A 17,806-nucleotide genomic window follows, 5' to 3' on the forward strand; every position below is an offset into this window, starting at 1 on the left:
CCTCTCGGGACGGACTTAAAGGACGTCGTGGTCGAGAGCGAGCCTAGCAGCCGCTGCACGCGTTCCCGGGGCAGGGCCCAATACGCTGGGCGCATGGCGACGCCCCCCGACGAAACCTCCGCCGCCCTGGCGCGCTCCCTCTCCTTCGCGATCGGCCGTGCGAATCGCCGCATGCTCGCCGCCGGCGAGGGACTCGGCCAGGGCCATCTCAACGCACTCGCGACCGTGTTCCGGGTCGGCCCCATCCGGCCGGGCGACCTGGCGCAGCGCGAATTCGTGAGCGCCCCCACGATGACGCGCACCCTGCGCGACCTCGAGGATCGCGGCCTCGTGACCCGCACCGGCAACCCCGACGACCGCCGCTCGATCCTCGTCTCGGTGACCGCCGAGGGCGAGCACGAGGTGCTGCGCGCCCGCTCGGCCCGTGCCGACATCCTCGCCGGGCTGATCGCGCGGCTCGACCCCGCGGATCGCGCGGCGCTGCAGACGGCGCTCCCGGCGCTCGAGCACCTGGCGACGCTCGGCACCGACGATCCCGTCTAGTCGCGAGGGCCGCCGGTCTCTGCCGTCTTCGCGCGGGCGATCGCCCCCAGGAGCCCGTTGAGGAACCCGGCCGAGTCGTCGGTGCTGAGCACGGTCGCCGACTCGACCGACTCGGCGATCGCGACCGCGTCGGGCACCTCGTCGTTGTAGAGGATCTCCCACGCGCCGATCCGCGCGATCGCGCGGTCGAGCACCGGCATCCGGTCCAGGGCCCAGCCGTGCGCATTCTCGACGATGACGCGATCGAGTTCGTCGCGGTGCTCGGCCACGCCCTCGACGATCGCGCGCGCATAGGGCCACGACGAGCCGCGCTCGGGGCGCGCGGCGGCGCGCGCGGATTCCTCGGCGAGCAGCTGCTCGATCGGCAGGTCGCGCAGATCGGCGCCGTAGAGGATGTCGAGGGCGCGCTTGCGCGCCTTGCTTCGAGCGCTCACGCGGCGCTAGTCGGTGACCCGGCCGAGGTAGTCGCCCGAGCGGGTGTCGACCTTGACCCTCGTGCCGGTCTCGAGGAACAGCGGCACCTGGATCTCGTATCCGGTCTCGAGAGTCGCGGGCTTGGTGCCGGCGCTCGACCGATCGCCCTGCAGCCCGGGCTCCGTGTAGGTGACCTCGAGCACGACGGAGGTGGGCAGCTCGACGTAGAGCGCTTCGCCGTCGTTGGTGGCGATCGTCACGGTCTGGTTCTCGAGCATGAAGTTCGCGGCGTCACCGACGATCGCGCCGGGGATGGTGACCTGGTCGTAGTCGCTCGTGTCCATGAACACGAAGTCGTTGCCGTCCTTGTACAGGTACTGGAAGTCGCGCCGGTCGACGGTCGCGAAGTCGATCTTGGTCCCGGCGTTGAACGTGCGGTCGACGACCTTGCCGCTGCGCACGTTCTTCATCTTCGTGCGGACGAACGCGCCGCCCTTCCCGGGCTTCACGTGCTGGAACTCGACGATGCTCCAGAGCTGCCCGTCGATGCTCAGCACGGAGCCGTTCTTGATGTCGTTCGTCGTAGCCACGAGGGGAGAGTCTAGCTAGGCCGGGTCGGCCAGTCCGACCCCCCGCAGGGCGAGCACGTAGGAGTCGAAGCCGAAACCCGCGATGGTCCCGGTCGCGACGGCGCTGACGACGCTCGTGTGCCGGAACGTCTCCCGCGCGGCCGGGTTCGAGATGTGCACCTCGACGAGCGCCAGACCCGCCTTCGTGATGAGGGCGCACGCGTCGCGCAGCGCGTAGCTGTAATGGGTGAACGCCGCGGGGTTCAGGATGACGGGCTCGCCTGCGTCGACGGCCGCGTGCAACCAGCCGATCAGCTCCGCCTCGTCGTCGGTCTGCCGCAGGTCGATCTCGACATCCGCGGCCGCGACCTCGGCGAGCCGCGTGCGCAGCTCGGAGAGGTCCTGGCGGCCGTAGACGTCGGGTTCCCGGCTGCCGAGGCGGCCGAGGTTCGGTCCGTTCAGTACGAGCACGCGGCGGGTCACGGTCCGAGGCTACCGGGGCGTCACGTTGTGGTTGCCGCGGAACACGTTGTCCGGATCCCAGCTGCGCTTCACCTCGCGCAGTCGCTCCCGCGTCGACGGCGGGTACATCGCCTCGACGACGCGAGGCGCGCGAGTCGGGTGGAAGTTGCCGTAGCAGCCCACCGAGACGCCCGCCATGGCATGGGCCCAGATCTCGCGAGCCGCGGAGATCTGCTCGGCCGGCGCGCCCGGCGCCCGGAAGGCCGCGCAGATGAGGAAGGCCTCCGCCCTCCGCCCCGCGAAGGCCGTCGCGTCCTCCGCGACCCGGCCGTAGGCGCCGCCGAGGGTGCGGAGCATCATGACCGCGGGCGCGAGGCTCTCGTGCGCCGCCGCGATCCGCTCGATCGCGTCGTCGTCCAGACGGCCGACGAGGTCGCTCTCGTCGACCATCGTCGGCGGCGGCCCCGGCATCTCGGGCGGCGGTCCGGCCAGCAGGTCGCGGTAGGCGCCCGGTGCGAGTTCGCCCGCCCGGAGCGCGGGATGCCCCAGGAGCGCCCTCGACGCGTCACGGGCGGCGTCGAGGTCCTCTCCCGCCCAGACGACCTCGACGTGCAGGGAGGGAGGCATCTCGGGGCCGAACGACGGGAGCGTGAGGAGGTTCGCGGTCCACTCGTCGGGCGCGCGCCGCAGGTCGTCGCGGAGCGCGCGCAGCACCGAGCGCAGCTCGGCCGGATCGAACTCGAGGTGCCCGTGCACGACGCCCCGCAGCGGTCGCGCCCGGAAGACGAACTCGGTGACGATGCCGAAGTTGCCGCCGCCCCCGCGGATGCCCCAGAACAGGTCGGGGTGCTCGTTCGCCGATGCGCGCACGATCTCGCCGGCGACCGTGACGACCTCCGCGCCCACCAGCTGATCCACGGCGAGGCCGGTCGCGCGGACCAGCCACCCGATGCCGCCGCCCACGGTCAGCCCGCCGACGCCGACGCTCGCCGTGTCGCCGGAGCTGATGGCGAGCCCGTGCGGTGCGAGGGCGTCCGCGACGCTGCCCCACACCGCCCCGCCGCCGACCGTGACGAGCCGGTCGTCGCCCACCTCGATCCGGTCGAGCCGGAGCAGATCGATCACGACGCCGCCGTCGTTCGTGGACCACGGCGTGTGTCCTCCGCCGCGCACGCCCACCTCGAGCCCGCGTTCCACCGCCGATCGCACCGCCTCGGCGACCTCGCCGGCGTCCGCCGGCCGCAGCACCTCCACCGGGGTGCCGTGCACGTGGTACGAGGTCGCCGCCTCGTCGTAGCCGACGTCGTCCTGTCGCAGCGTCTCCATCCCGACACCGTAGGCGGCGCCGGCGACACGCGTCAGTCGGCGAGCTCCTGGTACGCCGAGTAGAGCAGCGACTCGTCCGGCCCCGAGATCGTGGTCGGGCGGCCGATGTCGTCGAGCACGATGAACCGCAGCAGGGCGCCGCGCGCCTTCTTGTCGCGCTTCATCGTCGCGAGCAGCATCGGCCAGCGCCCGGCCGGGTACGTCGTCGGCAGCGTGAGCGACTCCAGGATGCGGCGGTGTCGTGCCACGCCCTCCTCGCCGAGGTTGCGGGTGAGCCGCGACAGCTCCGCGGCGAACACCATGCCGATGCCGACCGCGGCTCCGTGACGCCACTGGTAGCGCTCGGCATGCTCGATCGCGTGCCCGAGGGTGTGCCCGTAGTTCAGGATCTCGCGCAGCCCCTGCTCCGTGAAGTCCTCGCCCACGACGCGCGCCTTGAGCCCGATCGCGAGCTCGATCGCCCGGCGGAACTGCGGTGTCGCCGGGTCGGTCGCGGCATCCACGTCGGCCTCGACGATGTCGAGGATCTCGGTCGCGCCGATGAAGCCGGCCTTCACGACCTCGGCGTACCCGGCGAGGATCTCGTTCCTCGCGAGTCCCTCGAGCAGGTCGAGGTCGCACAGCACCGCGCGCGGTGCCCAGAAGGCCCCGACGAGGTTCTTGCCCTCGGCCGTGTTGATGCCCGTCTTGCCGCCGACCGCCGCGTCGACCATGCCGAGCACCGTGGTCGGGATGTGGATGACGTCGACGCCGCGCAACCAGGTCGCCGCGACGAAGCCGGCGAGGTCCGTCGTGGCGCCGCCACCCAGGCCGATGATCGCGTCGGAGCGCGTGAAGTCGGTCTGCCCGAGGATCTGCCAGCAGAACGCCGCGACCTCGACGCGCTTGGCGGCCTCGGCATCCGGGATCTCCGCCAGCAGCACCTGGTAGCGCCCGCCGAGCGCCTCGCGCAGCTCCTCGGCGCGTGCGGCGAGGGTCGGGGGGTGCACGACGAGCAGCTTCTGCACGCGCCGCCCGAGATGCTCGGCGACCGAGGTCCAGATCCCGCGCCCGACGAACACCGAGTAGCCGGGGGCGCCGCTGACCGGGATCGCGGTGACGCGGTCGTCGTCGGTCATGCGCTCTGCCGCGCCCATGCGGCCACCTCCTCGGCGACCTCGGACGCGCGGCGGAACGACGTCTCGACCGTCAGATCGGCGAGGCTCTCGTACAGCGGCAGGCGCTCGGCGAGGATGCGTGTCCACGACGTGAGCCCGTCCTTGACGAGGGGCCGCCGTTCGTTGCCGAGCCGCGCCTCCACGGCCTCGGGGCTCACCAGGAACAGCGCCACGCGCTGCCCCGCCAGGTCGTGCCGCGTCGCGGGATCGAGGATCGCGCCCCCGCCGAGCGAGACGACGCCGTCGGTCTCGAGCGCTCGCTGCACCGCGGCGCGCTCCAGGGCGCGGAAGTGCGGCTCGCCGTGCGTCTCGAACAGATCGGAGATCGGCCCGTGCTCCGCGACGACCAGGGCGTCGGTGTCGGTGAACCCGACGCCGAGCTGCTGCGCCACGCGCTTGCCGATCCGGGTCTTGCCCGACCCCATCGGCCCGATGATGACGACCGCCGGGCTCATTCCGCGACCGCGGTCTCGGGCGCCGAATCGGTGGAGGTCTTCAGCAGCTCGGGGATCGAGTCGAGGTACGCCCGGAGGTTGCGTCGCGTCTCGGGCACCGAGTCGCCGCCGAACTTCTCGAGCACGGCATCGGCGACGACGAGCGCGACCATCGCCTCGGCGACCACTCCGGCCGCCGGCACCGCGCAGACGTCGGAGCGCTGATGGTGCGCCGGGGCCGCTCCCCCGGTCGCCACGTCGACGGTGCGCAGGGCGTGCGGCACCGTCGCGATCGGCTTCATGCCGGCCCGCACGCGCAGCAGGGTCCCGGTCGACATGCCGCCCTCGGTGCCGCCCGCGCGGTCGCTCAGCCGGGTGATGACCCCGTCGAGCTCGACGAGTTCGTCGTGGGCCTGCGATCCGCGTCGCCGGGCGGTGCGGAAGCCGTCGCCCACCTCCACGCCCTTGATCGCCTGGATGCTCATGATCGCCTCGGCCAGGCGGGCGTCGAGCCGGCGGTCCCACTGCGCGTACCCGCCGAGGCCGGGCGGCACACCGTAGGCGAGCACCTCCACGACACCGCCGAGGGTGTCTCCGGTGTCGTGCGCGTCGTCGACCTCGGCCACCATGAGCGCGGAGGTCGCGGCGTCGAAGCAGCGCAGCGGATCGGCATCCAGCGCCGCGACGTCGTCGGGCGTCGGCAGCGCCGCACCCTCCGGCACCTCGACCGGGCCGATCGCGAGCGTGTGGCTGACGAGCCGGATGCCGAGCTCGCCGAGGAAGCTCTTGGCGACGGCACCGAGCGCCACCCGGGCCGCGGTCTCCCGGGCGCTCGCGCGCTCCAGCACGGGTCGGGCCTCGTCGAAGCCGTACTTCTGCATGCCGACGAGGTCGGCGTGCCCGGGTCGCGGGCGGGTCAGCGCGGCGCCTCGGGCGGTCTGCAGCACCGACGGATCGACCGGCTCGGGCGACATGACGTCCTGCCACTTCGGCCACTCGGTGTTGCCCACCCGGATCGCGACCGGACTGCCCATCGAGACCCCGTGCCGCACGCCGCCGCTCAGGTGCAGCTCGTCCTGCTCGAACTTCATGCGCGCCCCGCGTCCGTAGCCGAGCTTGCGCCGCTGCAGGTCGGCCTGCACGAGCTCGGCCGTCACCGGCACGCCCGCGGGCAGTCCTTCGAGGATCGCGACGAGCTCGGGGCCGTGCGACTCCCCCGCGGTCAACCAGCGCAGCATGCCAGATCCTTCCCGTGCAGCATTCTCGCAGAGGGATCAGAGGCCGACCGACGCCCGCATCGCGGCGACGACCCGGGACTCGCGCTCGACCGGCGCCGATTCGGCGCCGGTCGTGAAGATCCGCACCTGTTCCACGGCCTGGTGCAGCAGCATCTCGAGGCCGGAGACGACCGGGCGACCCGCCTCGAGCCACCGCCGGGCACGGGGCGACGGCCAGCCCTCGTAGATCACCTCGAGGAAGGCGCCGGCGTCGTCGACCTCGGCCGTGTCGCCCATGTCGCCCGGGATCGTGTTGACGAGCAGGTCGATATCGGCGGGCGCGGGCGAACCGGCGGCGCGGAAGCTCAGGTCCCGGCCGAGCGCTCGCGCGAGGCGACGCAGCTCGTCGTCGTCGTCGCGTCGCCCGGTCACGACGATCTCGGTGGCGCCGAGCTGCGCGACGGCCGCGAGCGTGGAGGCCGCCGTCGCGCCCATGCCGAGGATGTGGGCGCGGCCCACCCGGCCGACGCCGTGCTCGCCCAGCGCGGCGACGATCCCCGCGACGTCGGTGTTGAATCCGTGCACGCGACCCTCGTCGAACAGCACCGTGTTCGCCGCGCCGACGAGCGTCACGAGTCCGGTGCGCGTGTCGAGCATCGGCAGCACCGCGCGCTTGAGCGGCATCGTGAGCGAGAGGCCCCGCCAGTCGGCGTCACGCGAGGTCAGGAACGCGCCGAGGGCGCCCTCCGGCACGTCGACGGCGTCATAGACCCAGTCGAGTCCCAGCTCCCGGTACGCCGCCGCGTGCAGCGCCGGGGAGAGCGAATGCGCGATCGGCGAGCCGAGCACGGCCAGCCGAGTCAATTGCAGTACGCCATGTTCTCGGGGCTCTGCCGGCACCAGGCCTGCCACTTCTTCACGGCCGCATCGTGCTCCGCAGCGGTCGTCGAGAAGACCGTCTCACCCGTCTTGAGGTTCACCGCGACGAAGTACAGCCAGGGACCGGGAGTGGGGTGCAGGGTCGCCTTGATGGCGTCGTCCCCGGGCAGCGCGATCGGGCCGACCGGCAGCCCCGCGTGCACGTAGGTGTTGTAGAGGTTCTTCGAGTCCGATCGCTCCGAACCCGTCGTGGTCACGTGATCGGTGCGCCCCGTGCCGTAGGCGACGGTCGCGTCGGACTGGAGCAGCATCCCCGCATCGAGCCGATTCTGGAAGACCCGGGCGACCTTGCCCATGTCGGGCACGCTGCCCGCTTCGCGCTGCACGATGGATGCCATCGTCAGCACCTTGAGGTCGTCCGCGGGCGCGACGCCGTCGGCTGCGAGGTGCTTCTGCATGGTCGTCACGAGCACCTGCAGCGCCTGCTGCGCGGTCGTGCCCGGATCGAACTGGTAGGTGGCCGGGAAGAGGAACCCCTCGATGCTCGGGAAGGTCGACGGCACGCCCAGTGCCTGGTAGTTCGCCGCCGCGGCCTGGAACTCGCTCACCGGTCGGCCGGTCGCGGCGGCGAGCTGGGAGTAGGCCTGCGCGGCGGTGATCCCCTCCCGGATCACGGCGGTGTGCACGATCCGGTTCTTCGGATCGGCGAGGGCCGCGAGCGCCGCCTTCGCGCTCATCTGCTTCTGCAGCTGATAGCTGCCCGGCTGGAAGCTCTGGTTGGTCTTGATCAGGATCGCGTAGGCCGCCTGGTACGTCTTGGTCACCCCGGCGCGCTGCAGCTCCTTCGCGACGTCGGAGCCGATGTCGCCCGACTGGATGACGACGGTGGCCTTCTGGCCGTTGCCCGATCCGGCGTAGTCGACCGACTCCTGGCAGAACGTCAGGACCTTGCAGACCTTGTCGTGGAAGCCGAACCACGCGACCGCTCCCCCGCCCAGCACGACGACGACCACGACGAGCAGCGCGATGAGGCCGCCCCACCGCCGTCGGCGACGGGGCGCGGGGGGCGACGGATCCGAGGGCCCGCCCCCGTTGGCGCGGACCTCGGCCTCGCGCAGCTCCCGGCGCGTCAGCGGCTGCCCGCCGGCGGTGCCGACCGCCTCGCGCGCGGCTTGCGCCTGCGCGGCATTGGCCTGCGCCGCGGCGACCGCGTAGGGGTCGGACAGGCGGGCGGTCGGGAACTCCTCCGACACGGGCTCCGGGCCGGCCGGCTGCTGCGTGGAATCCTCGGGTTTCTGTGGCCGGCCCCCGAAGATCTCGTCCCAGCTGGGTTCGGCCACGCGTCAGGTTCCTTCGTCGGGATCGACCGGAGCGCCGGGCGGACGACCGGATGCACGCTCCGAATCGAGGGCGTTCTGCAGGATGATAACAGCGGCGACCTGATCCACGACCGCCCGCGAGGAGCGCGTGGTGCGCCCGCTGCGGTGCAGCTCGCGCTGCGCGGAGACGGTCGACAGGCGCTCGTCCACGAGCCGCACGGGAACGCTCGTGCGCACCGCGAGCGCGGCAGCGAACGCCCGGGCGTCGGCGGTCGACGGGGTGTCGCCGCCGCTCAGCGACAGCGGCAGCCCCACCACGATCTCGAGCGGTTCCAGCTCGGCCACGACGGCCGCGATCCCGTCGAGGGCGCCCTCGCGGGGCAGGGTCTGGATGGGCGTCGCGAGCAGCGCATCGCGGTCGCTGCGGGCGACACCGACCCTCGCCCGCCCCACGTCGATCCCGAGTCGCACGCCGGGCCGCACCTCGGCCATCGCTCAGCCGCGCAGGGCCGCCGTGACGCCGTCGAGCGCTGCCCCGATCGCGCCCTCATCGGTGCCGCCGCCCTGCGCCATGTCGTCCTTACCACCGCCGCCGCCGCCGAGCACCGCGGCGGCCTGGCGCACGAGCGCGCCCGCCTTGGCGCCGAGCTCCCGCGCGGCCGGAGACGTCGCGACGACGATCGACGGCTTGCCGGCAATCCGCGCCGCGATCGCCGTCACGCTCGGCTCGCCGCCGAGACGCTCCCGCACGCCGGAGACGAGCGAACGCAGGTCGTCGGCGCTTCCGAGCTCCCCGGCATCCTCGACGACCGCCAGGTACGGGCCCAGCCGCGACGCGCTCTCGACGAGCGCCGGCACCCGGCCCGAGAGCCGGCTCGCCTCGAATGCCGCGATCTTCTTCTCGGCGGCCTTCAGCTCCTGCACCAGGTTCTCGATGCGGTCGGGCAGCTGCTCGCGCGGGATCTTGAGCGAGGTCGAGAGCTGCGACACGATCGCACGCTCGGTCGCCAGGTCCTTGAGCGCGTCCGCGCCCACGAGCGCCTCGACGCGGCGGTTGGTCGAGCCGACGCTCGACTCGCTCACGAGATTCACCAGGCCCACCTCGCTCGAGCGGCTCACGTGGATGCCGGCGCACAGCTCCCGCGACCACGGCCCGCCGATGTCGACCATCCGCACCGTGTCGCCGTACTTCTCGCCGAACAGCGCCATCGCGCCGGCCGCGCGCGCCTCGTCGATGGGCAGGATCCGCGTGACGACCTCGAGGTTGTCGCGCACCGCCTGATTCGCGATGTCCTCGATCTCGCTGCGCGTCTCGGGGCTGAGCGCATGGTTCCACGAGAAGTCCAGGCGCATGTAGCCGGCGCGGTTGAACGACCCGGCCTGGTGCGCCTCCTGCCCGAGCGTCTGCCGCAACGCCGCGTGGATGAGGTGCGTGGCCGAGTGCGCCTGCGACGCACCGGCCCGGTACACCGGATCCGCGAGCGTCGTCGCGGCGTCGCCCACACCCACCTCGCCGGAGCGCACCTGCACCGTGTGGCTGATCAGCCCCTTGACCGGGCGCTGCACGTCGAGCACCTCGAGCTCGAAGCCGGAGCCCACGATCGTGCCCTCGTCGGCGGCCTGGCCTCCGGATTCCGGATACAGCGACGACTCCGCGAGGATGACCTCCGCGACCTGGCCGGCACTCGCGCGCTGCACGGGACGCCCGTCGACGAGCAGGCCGAGCACGCGGCTCTCGGTCGTCAGGGTGTCGTAGCCGGTGAAGACCGTCTCGCCGGCCGCGCGGAAGTCGCCGTACACGGAGAGATCGGCCAGCGCCCGCTTCTTCGCCTTGGCATCCGCCTTCGCACGGCTGCGCTGCTCGGTCATCAGGGTGTCGAACGCGGCGCGGTCCACGCTCAGCCCGGCCTCCTCGGCGATCTCGAGGGTGAGGTCGATCGGGAACCCGAACGTGTCGTGCAGCAGGAACGCCGTGTCGCCCGCGAGACGCTCGCCCCCGGCGCGCTTCGTGTTCTCGACCGCGGTGTCGAGGATCGTGGTGCCGCTGGCGAGCGTTCCGAGGAAGGCCTCCTCCTCGCCGAGCGCGAGCCGCTCGCTGCGGTTCCAGTGCTCCAGCACCTCGGGGTAGCCGTCCTTCATCGCGTCGCGCGACGCGGCGAACAGCTCCGCGAACGACGGCGCATCCACCCCGAGCAGCCGCATCGAGCGGATGGAGCGGCGCAGCAGCCGCCGCAGGATGTAGCCGCGGCCCTCGTTCGACGGTGTGACGCCGTCGGTCATCAGCATGAGCGAGGAGCGCACGTGGTCCGCGATGATGCGCATGCGCACGTCGTCGTCGTGGTCGGCGCCGTACCGGCGACCGGACATCGCCGCGGCCCTGTCGAGCACCGGGCGCACCTGGTCGATCTCGTACATGTTCTCGACGCCCTGCTTGAGGAACGCCAGGCGCTCGAGGCCCGCACCGGTGTCGATGTTCTTCTTGGGCAGGTCGCCGACGACGTCGAAGTCGACCTTCGACGTGACGTTCGTGATCAGGTCCTGCATGAAGACCAGGTTCCAGATCTCGATGAACCGGTTGTCGTCGACGGCCGGACCGCCATCGCGTCCGTACGCGGGACCGCGGTCGAAGAAGATCTCGGAGTCCGGACCGCCCGGGCCCGGCTGCCCGGTGTGCCAGTAGTTGTCCGCGGCCCCGAGGCGCTGGATGCGCTCCGGCTTCAGGCCGATCACGTCGCGCCAGATCGACTCCGCCTCGTCGTCGGTCTCGTAGATCGTGACCCAGAGGTCCTTCTCGTCGAAGCCCAGCCCGCCCTCGGCCTCCGAGCTCAGCAGCAGCTCCCAGGCGAGCTCGATCGCCCCCTGCTTGAAGTAGTCGCCGAACGACCAGTTGCCGAGCATCTGGAAGAACGTGCCGTGGCGGGAGGTCTTGCCGACCTCCTCGATGTCGTTCGTGCGGATGCACTTCTGCACGTCCGCCGCCCGCGGGTACGGCGCCGGCACGACGCCCGTCAGGTACGGGATGAACGGCACCATGCCGGCGATGGTGAACAGGATCGACGGATCGTCGCTCACGAGCGACGCCGACGGCACGATGGTGTGGCCGCGGTCACCGAAGAAGGTGAGCCAGCGGCGTTGGATCTCAGCGGTCTGCACGGCAGTTCCTACTACTCAAGGCGGTCGGGAGGGGGCGGGGCGTCCGGGCCGCCGGCGCAGCTGCTGCCGAGGCCGGACTACTTGGCTCGCTTGGTGATGTCGACGACGGCGGCCTGGGCGTCCGACACCGCCGCGCGCAGCTCAGCCTCACGAGACCGATAGCCGTCGACGACGGCGTCACCGAACTCCTTGGCTTTGGCGTCGACGCTGTCGAAGAACTGCTTGCCCTGCGGCGTCTTGGCGACCTGATGGGCGATGACGAAGCCGGCTGCGGCGCCGACGACCAGGAGCAGGAGACCCTTCATACCCTCAGCCTACGCAACCGAGGGCACCGACAGCACGCCGTCGATGCGGCGCGGGATGCCGGGGTCGGCATCCCGCAGCTCGAACGGCAGCACCGACTCCGGAGCGTTCTGCCACGCCAGGGGACGGAGGAAGCGCCGGATCGCGGTCGGTCCCACGGAGGTGTGCTGGGTGTTCGTCGCGGGCCAGGGACCGCCGTGGTGCTGCGCCCAGGCGACCCGCACCCCGGTCGGGTAGCCGTCGAAGACGATGCGGCCCGCCCGATCGCGGACCTCCTCGACGAGCGCGCCGACCAGCTCGGTCTCGTCCGCCTCGGCGTGGATGCTGGCCGTCAGCGAGTGCGGCACCTGGTCGAGGGCGCGGGCGATCCCGGCGACATCGTCGTAGCGCACCACGACGACGAGCGGTCCGAATGCCTCCTCGGTCACGGCGGGCGTGACGTCGGCCGCGTCGATCTCGAGCACGCTCGGGGCGACCGAGAAGCCGCGATCGTCGGTCGACCCCTCGGCCAGCACCGTCGCCCTGCCCTGGGAGATCAGCCGCTCCCGGATCTCGCCGTACGACGCGAGGATCCGCGCGTTCAGCAGCGGCTGGCCCCCCGCGCTGCGGGCTCGGGCGGCGAGACCGTCGACGAGCGCCTGGGCGCCACGCGGCACGAAGGCGACGCCCGGCTTGGTGCAGAACTGCCCGGCCGAGCCCGTCACCGAGGCGAACAGGCCCTCGGCGAGCTGCTCGGCGCGCGCGGCCGCTGCCCCCGGTGTGACGATGAGCGGGTTGACGCTCGAGAGCTCGCCGTAGAACGGGATGGGCTGCTCGCGTCGCCCGATGATCTCGAGCAGGATCTCGCCGGTCGAGAGCGACCCGGTGAACCCGACGGCCTGGATCGCGGGATGGGCGACGAGGGTCGCGCCGGCCCGGGTGCCGTAGACGATGCCGAGGGTGCCGTCCGGGGCACCGGCCGCGGTCGCCGCCTCGGCGAGCACCTCGTGGGCGAGGCGGGACGTCAGCGGATGCGATCCGTGCGCCTTGAGCACGACGGGGCAGCCGGCGGCGAGGGCGGATGCGGTGTCGCCTCCGGGTACGGAGAAGGCGAAGGGGAAGTTGCTCGACCCGAAGACGGCCACGGGGCCGATGGGGACGAGCATGCGCCGCACGTCGGGACCCGGTCCCATCGGGGTGTCGCCGGCGTGGTCGATCGTCGCCTCGAGGTACGCGCCCTCGCGGATCACCTCGCCGAACAGCCGCAGCTGGAACGCCGAACGCGTGAGCTCGCCGTCCAGACGGCCCTCGCCGAGGCCGGTCTCCCGCTCCGCGGTGGCGACCAGCGCGTCGCGGTGCTCCTCGAGCGCCGCGGCGAGTGCGTCGAGAAGGCCCGCCCGCCGGTCACGGCTCCACTGCCGCAGGGTCGTGAACGCCGTCGCCGCGCGGTCCGCGATGGCGCCGACCTCGCCGTCGGGGGTCGCGGCGATGTCGGTGGCGGTGGTGGTTCCGGTGCGCGGGTCGGTCGTCGAGAGCATCGTCACCAGCGTACGAGGCCCCGACATGGAACGAGGACGGGAGTCGCCTCCCGCCCTCGTGACATCGCGTGCCTCAGCGCGCGGCGTAGTACTCGACGACCAGCTGGACCTCGGCGGTCACGGGCACCTCGGCGCGCTTCGGGCGGCGCACCAGGCGCGCGTGCAGCTTGTCGAGCTCGACCTCGAGGTAGCCCGGGACGGGCGGCAGCACCTCGGCGTGACCGCCGGCGGCCGCGACCTGGAAGGGCTCGAGGCCCTCCGAGCGCTCCTTGACGTGGATGAGCTGGCCCGGCTTCACGCGGAACGACGGGCGGTCGACGAGCTGGCCGTCGACCTTGATGTGACGGTGCACGACGAGCTGGCGCGCCTGAGCCGTGGTACGGGCGAACCCGGCACGCAGCACGAGGGCGTCGAGGCGCATCTCCAGCAGCTCGACCAGGTTCTCACCGGTCAGGCCCTGGGTGCGGCGCGCCTCGTTGAAGACGATGCGCAGCTGCTTCTCGCGGATGCCGTACTGCTCGCGCAGCCGCTGCTTCTCGCGCAGACGCACCGCGTAGTCGGAGTCGGTGCGGCGCTTGGTGCGGCCGTGCTCACCGGGGGCGTACGGGCGCTTCTCGAGGTAGCGCGCGGCCTTGGGCGTGAGCGGGATGCCTAGGGCACGGGACAGGCGGACCTTGCGGCGGTCCTGCGACTTCGTCGGCATGGGGTGATGCGTTCCTTCCGAGACGTGGCCGCGTCTTTCGCGACTCACGGACGTACACGCCCCGCCGTCCCGTCCCGGTCGCACGTCGCGGCGTCCGGAGGATCCGATGGTGGGGTGGTGCCCGAGTGGGCCGGTCAAGACTACCAGAACGGGCTCAGGGGGCGGCGGGCGCCTCGGGGTCGCCGGTCTCCGCGGCCGGCTCGGGACGAGCGGGCATCGGCTCACCGCGCAGGATCGCCCTCAGCCGATCGAGCCGCGGGCCCACGTCGCGCTCGTATCCGTTCCCGGTCGGCGCGTAGTACTCGGTGCCCCGGAGCTCGTCGGGCAGATACTGCTGCTCGGCGACGCCGTGCGGCTCGTCGTGGGCGTAGACGTACCCCGTGCCGTGGCCGAGGCGCTTGGCGCCCGGGTAGTGCGCGTCGCGCAGCGGTGCCGGGATGCGTCCGATCCGCCCGGCCCGCACATCGGCGATCGCCGCGTCCAAGGCGCGGTACGACGCGTTGGATTTGGGCGCGGTGGCCAGGTAGACGACGGCCTCGGCCAGCAGGATGCGGCCCTCCGGCATCCCGATGAGCGCCACGCCCTCCGCCGCCGACACCGCGATCGTCAGCGCGTTCGGATCGGCCATGCCGATGTCCTCCGCCGCGGAGATCATGATCCGCCGGGCGATGAACCGCGGGTCCTCCCCCGCCTCGATCATCCGGGCCAGGTAGTGCAGCGAGGCGTCCACGTCGGACCCGCGCACGCTCTTGATGAAGGCGCTGATCACGTCGTAGTGCTCGTCGCCCTGCCGGTCGTAGCGCAGCAGGGCGCGATCGACCGTGGCGGCGACGAGGTCGGCGGTGATGACGCCGTCGCCCTCCGCCTCGGCCGCGACGGCGGCCGCCTCGAGCGCGGTGAGCGCGCGCCGGGCGTCGCCGGACGAGAGCTGCACGATCGCGGCGCGGGCCTCCGGCTGGAGCTGCACCTTGCCCTCGAGTCCGCGCGGATCGCCGACGGCGCGGTCGACCAGCATCCCCAGGTCGTCGTCGGTCAGCGGCTCGAGAGTCAGCAGCAGCGAGCGCGAGAGCAACGGCGCGACGACGGAGAACGACGGGTTCTCGGTCGTGGCGGCGACGAGCACGACCCAGCCGTTCTCGACGCCGGGCAGCAACGCGTCCTGCTGGGCCTTCGAGAACCGGTGGATCTCGTCGAGGAACAGCACCGTCGAGAGGCCGTAGAGGTCGCGGTCGGCGTGCGCCTTCTCCATCACCTCGCGCACGTCCTTCACGCCCGCGGTGACGGCCGAGAGCTCGACGAAGCGCCGACCGGAGCTGTGCGCGATGGCCTGGGCCAGCGTCGTCTTGCCGGTGCCGGGCGGGCCCCACAGGATCACCGACACCGAACCCGAGGTGCCCTCGCGGTCGTTCGCGAGGTTCACGAGCGGCGAGCCGGGGCGCAGCAGGTGCTTCTGTCCCGCGACCTCGTCGAGCGACATCGGGCGCATGCGGACCGCCAACGGGGTCGACCCGGTCATCAGCCCCTGCTGCCGCGCCATGCCAGCAGCCTAGGAGAGACGCCCGACCGCGCTCGGCTAGAGTCGTCCCGGCCATTCACCCGGACCGGCAGGAGGCGGCGTGGCACCCAGCAGGCAGGATCGCGAGGCACGTCAGGCGCGCGAGCGGCTCCGGGCTTACGAGGCACGCCAGCAGGTGCACGAACGGCAGACGACCCGCCGTCGCCGCGACAACGTCATCGCCGTCGTCGGGGTCGTGGTGATCGCGACGCTCGCGGCTCTGACGCAGGTCTACTACTTCTCCGGCGGCCCCGGCAAGGCCGTGGCGAAGCCCTCGTCGTCGGCCTCCGCCACACCCTCGTCGACGCCGTCGCCCTCGGCCACCGGGTCGAACCTCGGCGCCCCGGACCCGAGCCTCGCCGCCGGCCGCACCTGGACCGGCACCCTCACGCTCAACAAGGTCGCTCTCGGGATCCAGCTCGACGGGGCGAAGGCGCCGCAGGCGGTCTCCGGGTTCATCCGCGACGTGCAGGACAAGTACCTCATCGGCAAGACGTGCCACCGGCTGGCCAAGAGCACCGGCTTCGGTCTCATCCAGTGCGGCTCGATCGACGGGCAGGGCGGACCCGATCCGGCCTACCACTTCGGACCCATCGAGAACGCACCGGCCGACAACGTCTACCCGGTCGGCACGATCGCGATGGCACGCGCGAGCGGCGACGCGTACAGCAACGGCCACCAGTTCTTCATCGTCTTCGACAAATCGAGCATCCCCGCCGACTCGGCCGGGGGGTACACGGTGATCGGCAAGGTGACGAGCGGGCTCGACCAGCTTGAGAGCGAGATCGTCGCCGGGGGCATCACCGGCGGGACCGACGACGGCGCGCCCAAGATCGCGACCGCCATCACCGCGGCCACCGTCCAGTAGATTCCGCGGTGGGCCGCGAGGCGGCGCCTGACTAGGCTGGTCTGCGCTCGGCGGACAGCGGCCGGGCATGAGGCGAGCGGCAGGAACTTTCAGTGGCGAATGACGAGACGACCTCGTGGGGTCGCGTCGATGACGATGGCACCGTCTACGTCCGCGACGGCGACGGTGAGCGGGTCGTTGGGCAGTATCCGGATGCGACGCCCGAGGAGGCACTGGCCTACTACGAGCGCAAGTACGTCGAGCTGGCCGGTCAGGTCGGCCTGCTCGAGCAGCGGGTGCGCGGCGGGGCGAAGGCGACGGATGTGGCGAAGGCCGTCGCCCACCTGAGCGAGTCGGTCGCCACCGCCAACGCGGTCGGCGACCTGGGTTCGCTCCGCCAGCGTCTGGAGAAGCTCGGCGGCAGCGTCGGCGAGCTGACCGAGCAGCAGGCCGCGGAGGCCAAGGCGGCGAGCGAGGGCGCCCTCGTCGAGCGCGAGGCGATCGTCGCCGCGGCCGAGGCCCTTGCGGCGCAGGAGCCGAGCCGCATCCAGTGGAAGCAGACCACGGCCGAGCTGGACGCCCTGTTCGCGCGCTGGCAGACGGCGCAGAAGGACGGCCCGCGCATCCCGAAGTCCGAGGGCGACGCCCTCTGGAAGCGCTTCCGCGCGGCGCGGGCGACGCTCGACGCCCACCGCAAGGCGTTCTTCGCCGAGCTCGACGACCAGCACAAGGAGGCGCGCTCGCGCAAGCAGCGGCTCGTCGAGCGCGCCGAGGCCCTCGCCCCCAAGGGCACGGCCGCGATCCCGGACTACCGCCGGCTGCTCGACGACTGGAAGCTCGCCGGCCGCGCCGGCAAGCGTGCCGACGACGCCCTCTGGGCGCGCTTCAAGGCCGCCGGCGACGTGTTGTACGCCGCGAAGGCGGAGGCCGACGCGATCGAGAGCGAGGAGTTCGCGGGCAACCTGGAGCAGAAGCTCGCGCTGCTGACCGAGGCCGAGCGGCTGCTCGAGGTCACGGATCGCGAGAAGGCGCGCAAGACGCTCACCGAGCTCCAGCGCCGCTGGGACGCCATCGGCAAGGTGCCGCGCGACTCGATTCGCACGGTCGAGGACCGGCTGCGCAAGGTCGAGACCCACGTGCGCAAACTCGATGAGGACCACTGGAACCGCAGCGATCCGGAGAAGCAGGCACGCTCGGAGGGGCTCGCCGCGCAGTTGGCGGCGTCGATCGAGAAGCTCGAGGACGAGCTGGCGGCCGCACGCAGCGCCGGCGACGAGAAGAAGATCGCCCAGGCGCAGGACAAGCTGGCCGCGCAGCGCGTCTGGCTCGACGCGATCGGCTCCTAGCGCTCTCCACAGGCGCGCGTCTCCACGGATGCAGCGGCGGCGCGGCCGGCCGGTGAGCCGGG

The 17,806-nt window shown here is 72.3% G+C and carries 18 protein-coding genes; 3 read left to right on the plus strand and 15 right to left on the minus strand.

Annotation, left to right across the window (positions count from 1 at the left end; translation table 11 throughout):
• Nucleotides 1-93: 93 nt before the first annotated feature.
• Nucleotides 94-543 (plus strand): MarR family winged helix-turn-helix transcriptional regulator, encoded by a 450-nt coding sequence (locus tag ABD285_RS11410; protein WP_344202651.1) that lies wholly within the window; start codon nt 94-96, stop codon nt 541-543.
• Here ABD285_RS11410 and nusB read toward each other — a convergent pair.
• The 15 genes from nusB to ABD285_RS11485 form a co-directional block, all read right to left on the minus strand.
• On the minus strand, nt 540-977 hold the full coding sequence (gene nusB / locus ABD285_RS11415) for a transcription antitermination factor NusB (RefSeq protein ID WP_284255479.1): 438 nt from the start codon (nt 975-977) through the stop codon (nt 540-542). The two genes, ABD285_RS11410 and nusB, sit on opposite strands and share 4 nt — an antisense overlap.
• 6 nt (nt 978-983) lie before the next feature.
• The gene (gene efp, locus ABD285_RS11420) at nt 984-1,547 is read right to left on the minus strand and encodes an elongation factor P (protein ID WP_284255477.1); all 564 of its coding nucleotides are present in this window, start codon (nt 1,545-1,547) and stop codon (nt 984-986) included.
• A 15-nt stretch (nt 1,548-1,562) separates the two neighbouring features.
• Entirely contained in the window at nt 1,563-2,009 is a 447-nt protein-coding gene (locus ABD285_RS11425; protein ID WP_344202653.1) for a type II 3-dehydroquinate dehydratase, read from the minus strand.
• 9 nt (nt 2,010-2,018) lie between these two features.
• The gene (locus tag ABD285_RS11430) at nt 2,019-3,314 is read right to left on the minus strand and encodes an FAD-binding oxidoreductase (RefSeq protein ID WP_344202655.1); all 1,296 of its coding nucleotides are present in this window, start codon (nt 3,312-3,314) and stop codon (nt 2,019-2,021) included.
• 32 nt (nt 3,315-3,346) lie between these two features.
• On the minus strand, nt 3,347-4,432 hold the full coding sequence (gene aroB, locus ABD285_RS11435) for a 3-dehydroquinate synthase (protein ID WP_344203544.1): 1,086 nt from the start codon (nt 4,430-4,432) through the stop codon (nt 3,347-3,349).
• Complete coding sequence (locus ABD285_RS11440) at nt 4,429-4,926, minus strand: shikimate kinase (RefSeq protein WP_284255473.1); 498 nt, start codon at nt 4,924-4,926, stop codon at nt 4,429-4,431. The genes aroB and ABD285_RS11440 overlap by 4 nt, the downstream gene beginning before the upstream one ends.
• Nucleotides 4,923-6,143, minus strand: a complete 1,221-nt coding sequence (gene aroC / locus ABD285_RS11445; protein WP_344202657.1) for a chorismate synthase — start codon at nt 6,141-6,143, stop codon at nt 4,923-4,925. Before aroC ends, ABD285_RS11440 begins: the two co-directional genes overlap by 4 nt.
• Nucleotides 6,144-6,179: 36 nt before the next feature.
• Entirely contained in the window at nt 6,180-6,986 is an 807-nt protein-coding gene (locus ABD285_RS11450; protein ID WP_284255471.1) for a shikimate dehydrogenase, read from the minus strand.
• Nucleotides 6,983-8,341 (minus strand): endolytic transglycosylase MltG, encoded by a 1,359-nt coding sequence (mltG, locus tag ABD285_RS11455; protein WP_344202659.1) that lies wholly within the window; start codon nt 8,339-8,341, stop codon nt 6,983-6,985. Before mltG ends, ABD285_RS11450 begins: the two co-directional genes overlap by 4 nt.
• Before the next feature lie 3 nt (nt 8,342-8,344).
• Entirely contained in the window at nt 8,345-8,812 is a 468-nt protein-coding gene (ruvX, locus tag ABD285_RS11460; RefSeq protein ID WP_284255469.1) for a Holliday junction resolvase RuvX, read from the minus strand.
• A 3-nt stretch (nt 8,813-8,815) separates the two neighbouring features.
• On the minus strand, nt 8,816-11,473 hold the full coding sequence (gene alaS, locus ABD285_RS11465; protein WP_284255468.1) for an alanine--tRNA ligase: 2,658 nt from the start codon (nt 11,471-11,473) through the stop codon (nt 8,816-8,818).
• Nucleotides 11,474-11,550: 77 nt separating this feature from the next.
• Nucleotides 11,551-11,778: a hypothetical protein gene (locus tag ABD285_RS11470; protein WP_284255467.1), complete on the minus strand. Its 228-nt coding sequence runs from the start codon at nt 11,776-11,778 to the stop codon at nt 11,551-11,553.
• Between the two features lie 9 nt (nt 11,779-11,787).
• On the minus strand, nt 11,788-13,293 hold the full coding sequence (locus ABD285_RS11475; protein ID WP_344202663.1) for an aldehyde dehydrogenase (NADP(+)): 1,506 nt from the start codon (nt 13,291-13,293) through the stop codon (nt 11,788-11,790).
• Between the two features lie 73 nt (nt 13,294-13,366).
• Nucleotides 13,367-13,996, minus strand: a complete 630-nt coding sequence (rpsD, locus tag ABD285_RS11480; protein WP_284255464.1) for a 30S ribosomal protein S4 — start codon at nt 13,994-13,996, stop codon at nt 13,367-13,369.
• A gap of 154 nt (nt 13,997-14,150) precedes the next feature.
• Nucleotides 14,151-15,533 carry a replication-associated recombination protein A gene (locus ABD285_RS11485; RefSeq protein ID WP_284255463.1) on the minus strand — a complete coding sequence of 461 codons (1,383 nt, stop codon included), beginning with the start codon at nt 15,531-15,533 and terminating at the stop codon, nt 14,151-14,153.
• 79 nt (nt 15,534-15,612) lie between these two features.
• Here ABD285_RS11485 and ABD285_RS11490 point away from each other — a divergent pair, with 79 nt between their 5' ends.
• Both ABD285_RS11490 and ABD285_RS11495 read left to right on the plus strand, forming a co-directional pair.
• The gene (locus ABD285_RS11490; RefSeq protein WP_344202666.1) at nt 15,613-16,419 is read left to right on the plus strand and encodes a peptidylprolyl isomerase; all 807 of its coding nucleotides are present in this window, start codon (nt 15,613-15,615) and stop codon (nt 16,417-16,419) included.
• Between the two features lie 92 nt (nt 16,420-16,511).
• Nucleotides 16,512-17,744, plus strand: a complete 1,233-nt coding sequence (locus tag ABD285_RS11495) for a DUF349 domain-containing protein (protein ID WP_284255460.1) — start codon at nt 16,512-16,514, stop codon at nt 17,742-17,744.
• Nucleotides 17,745-17,806 lie beyond the last annotated feature (62 nt).

This window comes from Pseudolysinimonas kribbensis, from assembly GCF_039531715.1.
GTDB classification, from domain to species: domain Bacteria; phylum Actinomycetota; class Actinomycetes; order Actinomycetales; family Microbacteriaceae; genus Pseudolysinimonas; species Pseudolysinimonas kribbensis.

Coding starts and splice junctions, on each gene's coding strand:
- ABD285_RS11440 (WP_284255473.1), bottom strand. CDS start 4,926: ATGAGCCCGGCGGTCGTCATCATCGGGCCGATGGGGTCGGGCAAGACC.
- ruvX (WP_284255469.1), bottom strand. CDS start 8,812: ATGGCCGAGGTGCGGCCCGGCGTGCGACTCGGGATCGACGTGGGGCGG.
- ABD285_RS11410 (WP_344202651.1), top strand. CDS start 94: ATGGCGACGCCCCCCGACGAAACCTCCGCCGCCCTGGCGCGCTCCCTC.
- ABD285_RS11475 (WP_344202663.1), bottom strand. CDS start 13,293: ATGCTCTCGACGACCGACCCGCGCACCGGAACCACCACCGCCACCGAC.
- aroB (WP_344203544.1), bottom strand. CDS start 4,432: ATGACCGACGACGACCGCGTCACCGCGATCCCGGTCAGCGGCGCCCCC.
- ABD285_RS11485 (WP_284255463.1), bottom strand. CDS start 15,533: ATGGCGCGGCAGCAGGGGCTGATGACCGGGTCGACCCCGTTGGCGGTC.
- ABD285_RS11470 (WP_284255467.1), bottom strand. CDS start 11,778: ATGAAGGGTCTCCTGCTCCTGGTCGTCGGCGCCGCAGCCGGCTTCGTC.
- rpsD (WP_284255464.1), bottom strand. CDS start 13,996: ATGCCGACGAAGTCGCAGGACCGCCGCAAGGTCCGCCTGTCCCGTGCC.
- aroC (WP_344202657.1), bottom strand. CDS start 6,143: ATGCTGCGCTGGTTGACCGCGGGGGAGTCGCACGGCCCCGAGCTCGTC.
- ABD285_RS11430 (WP_344202655.1), bottom strand. CDS start 3,314: ATGGAGACGCTGCGACAGGACGACGTCGGCTACGACGAGGCGGCGACC.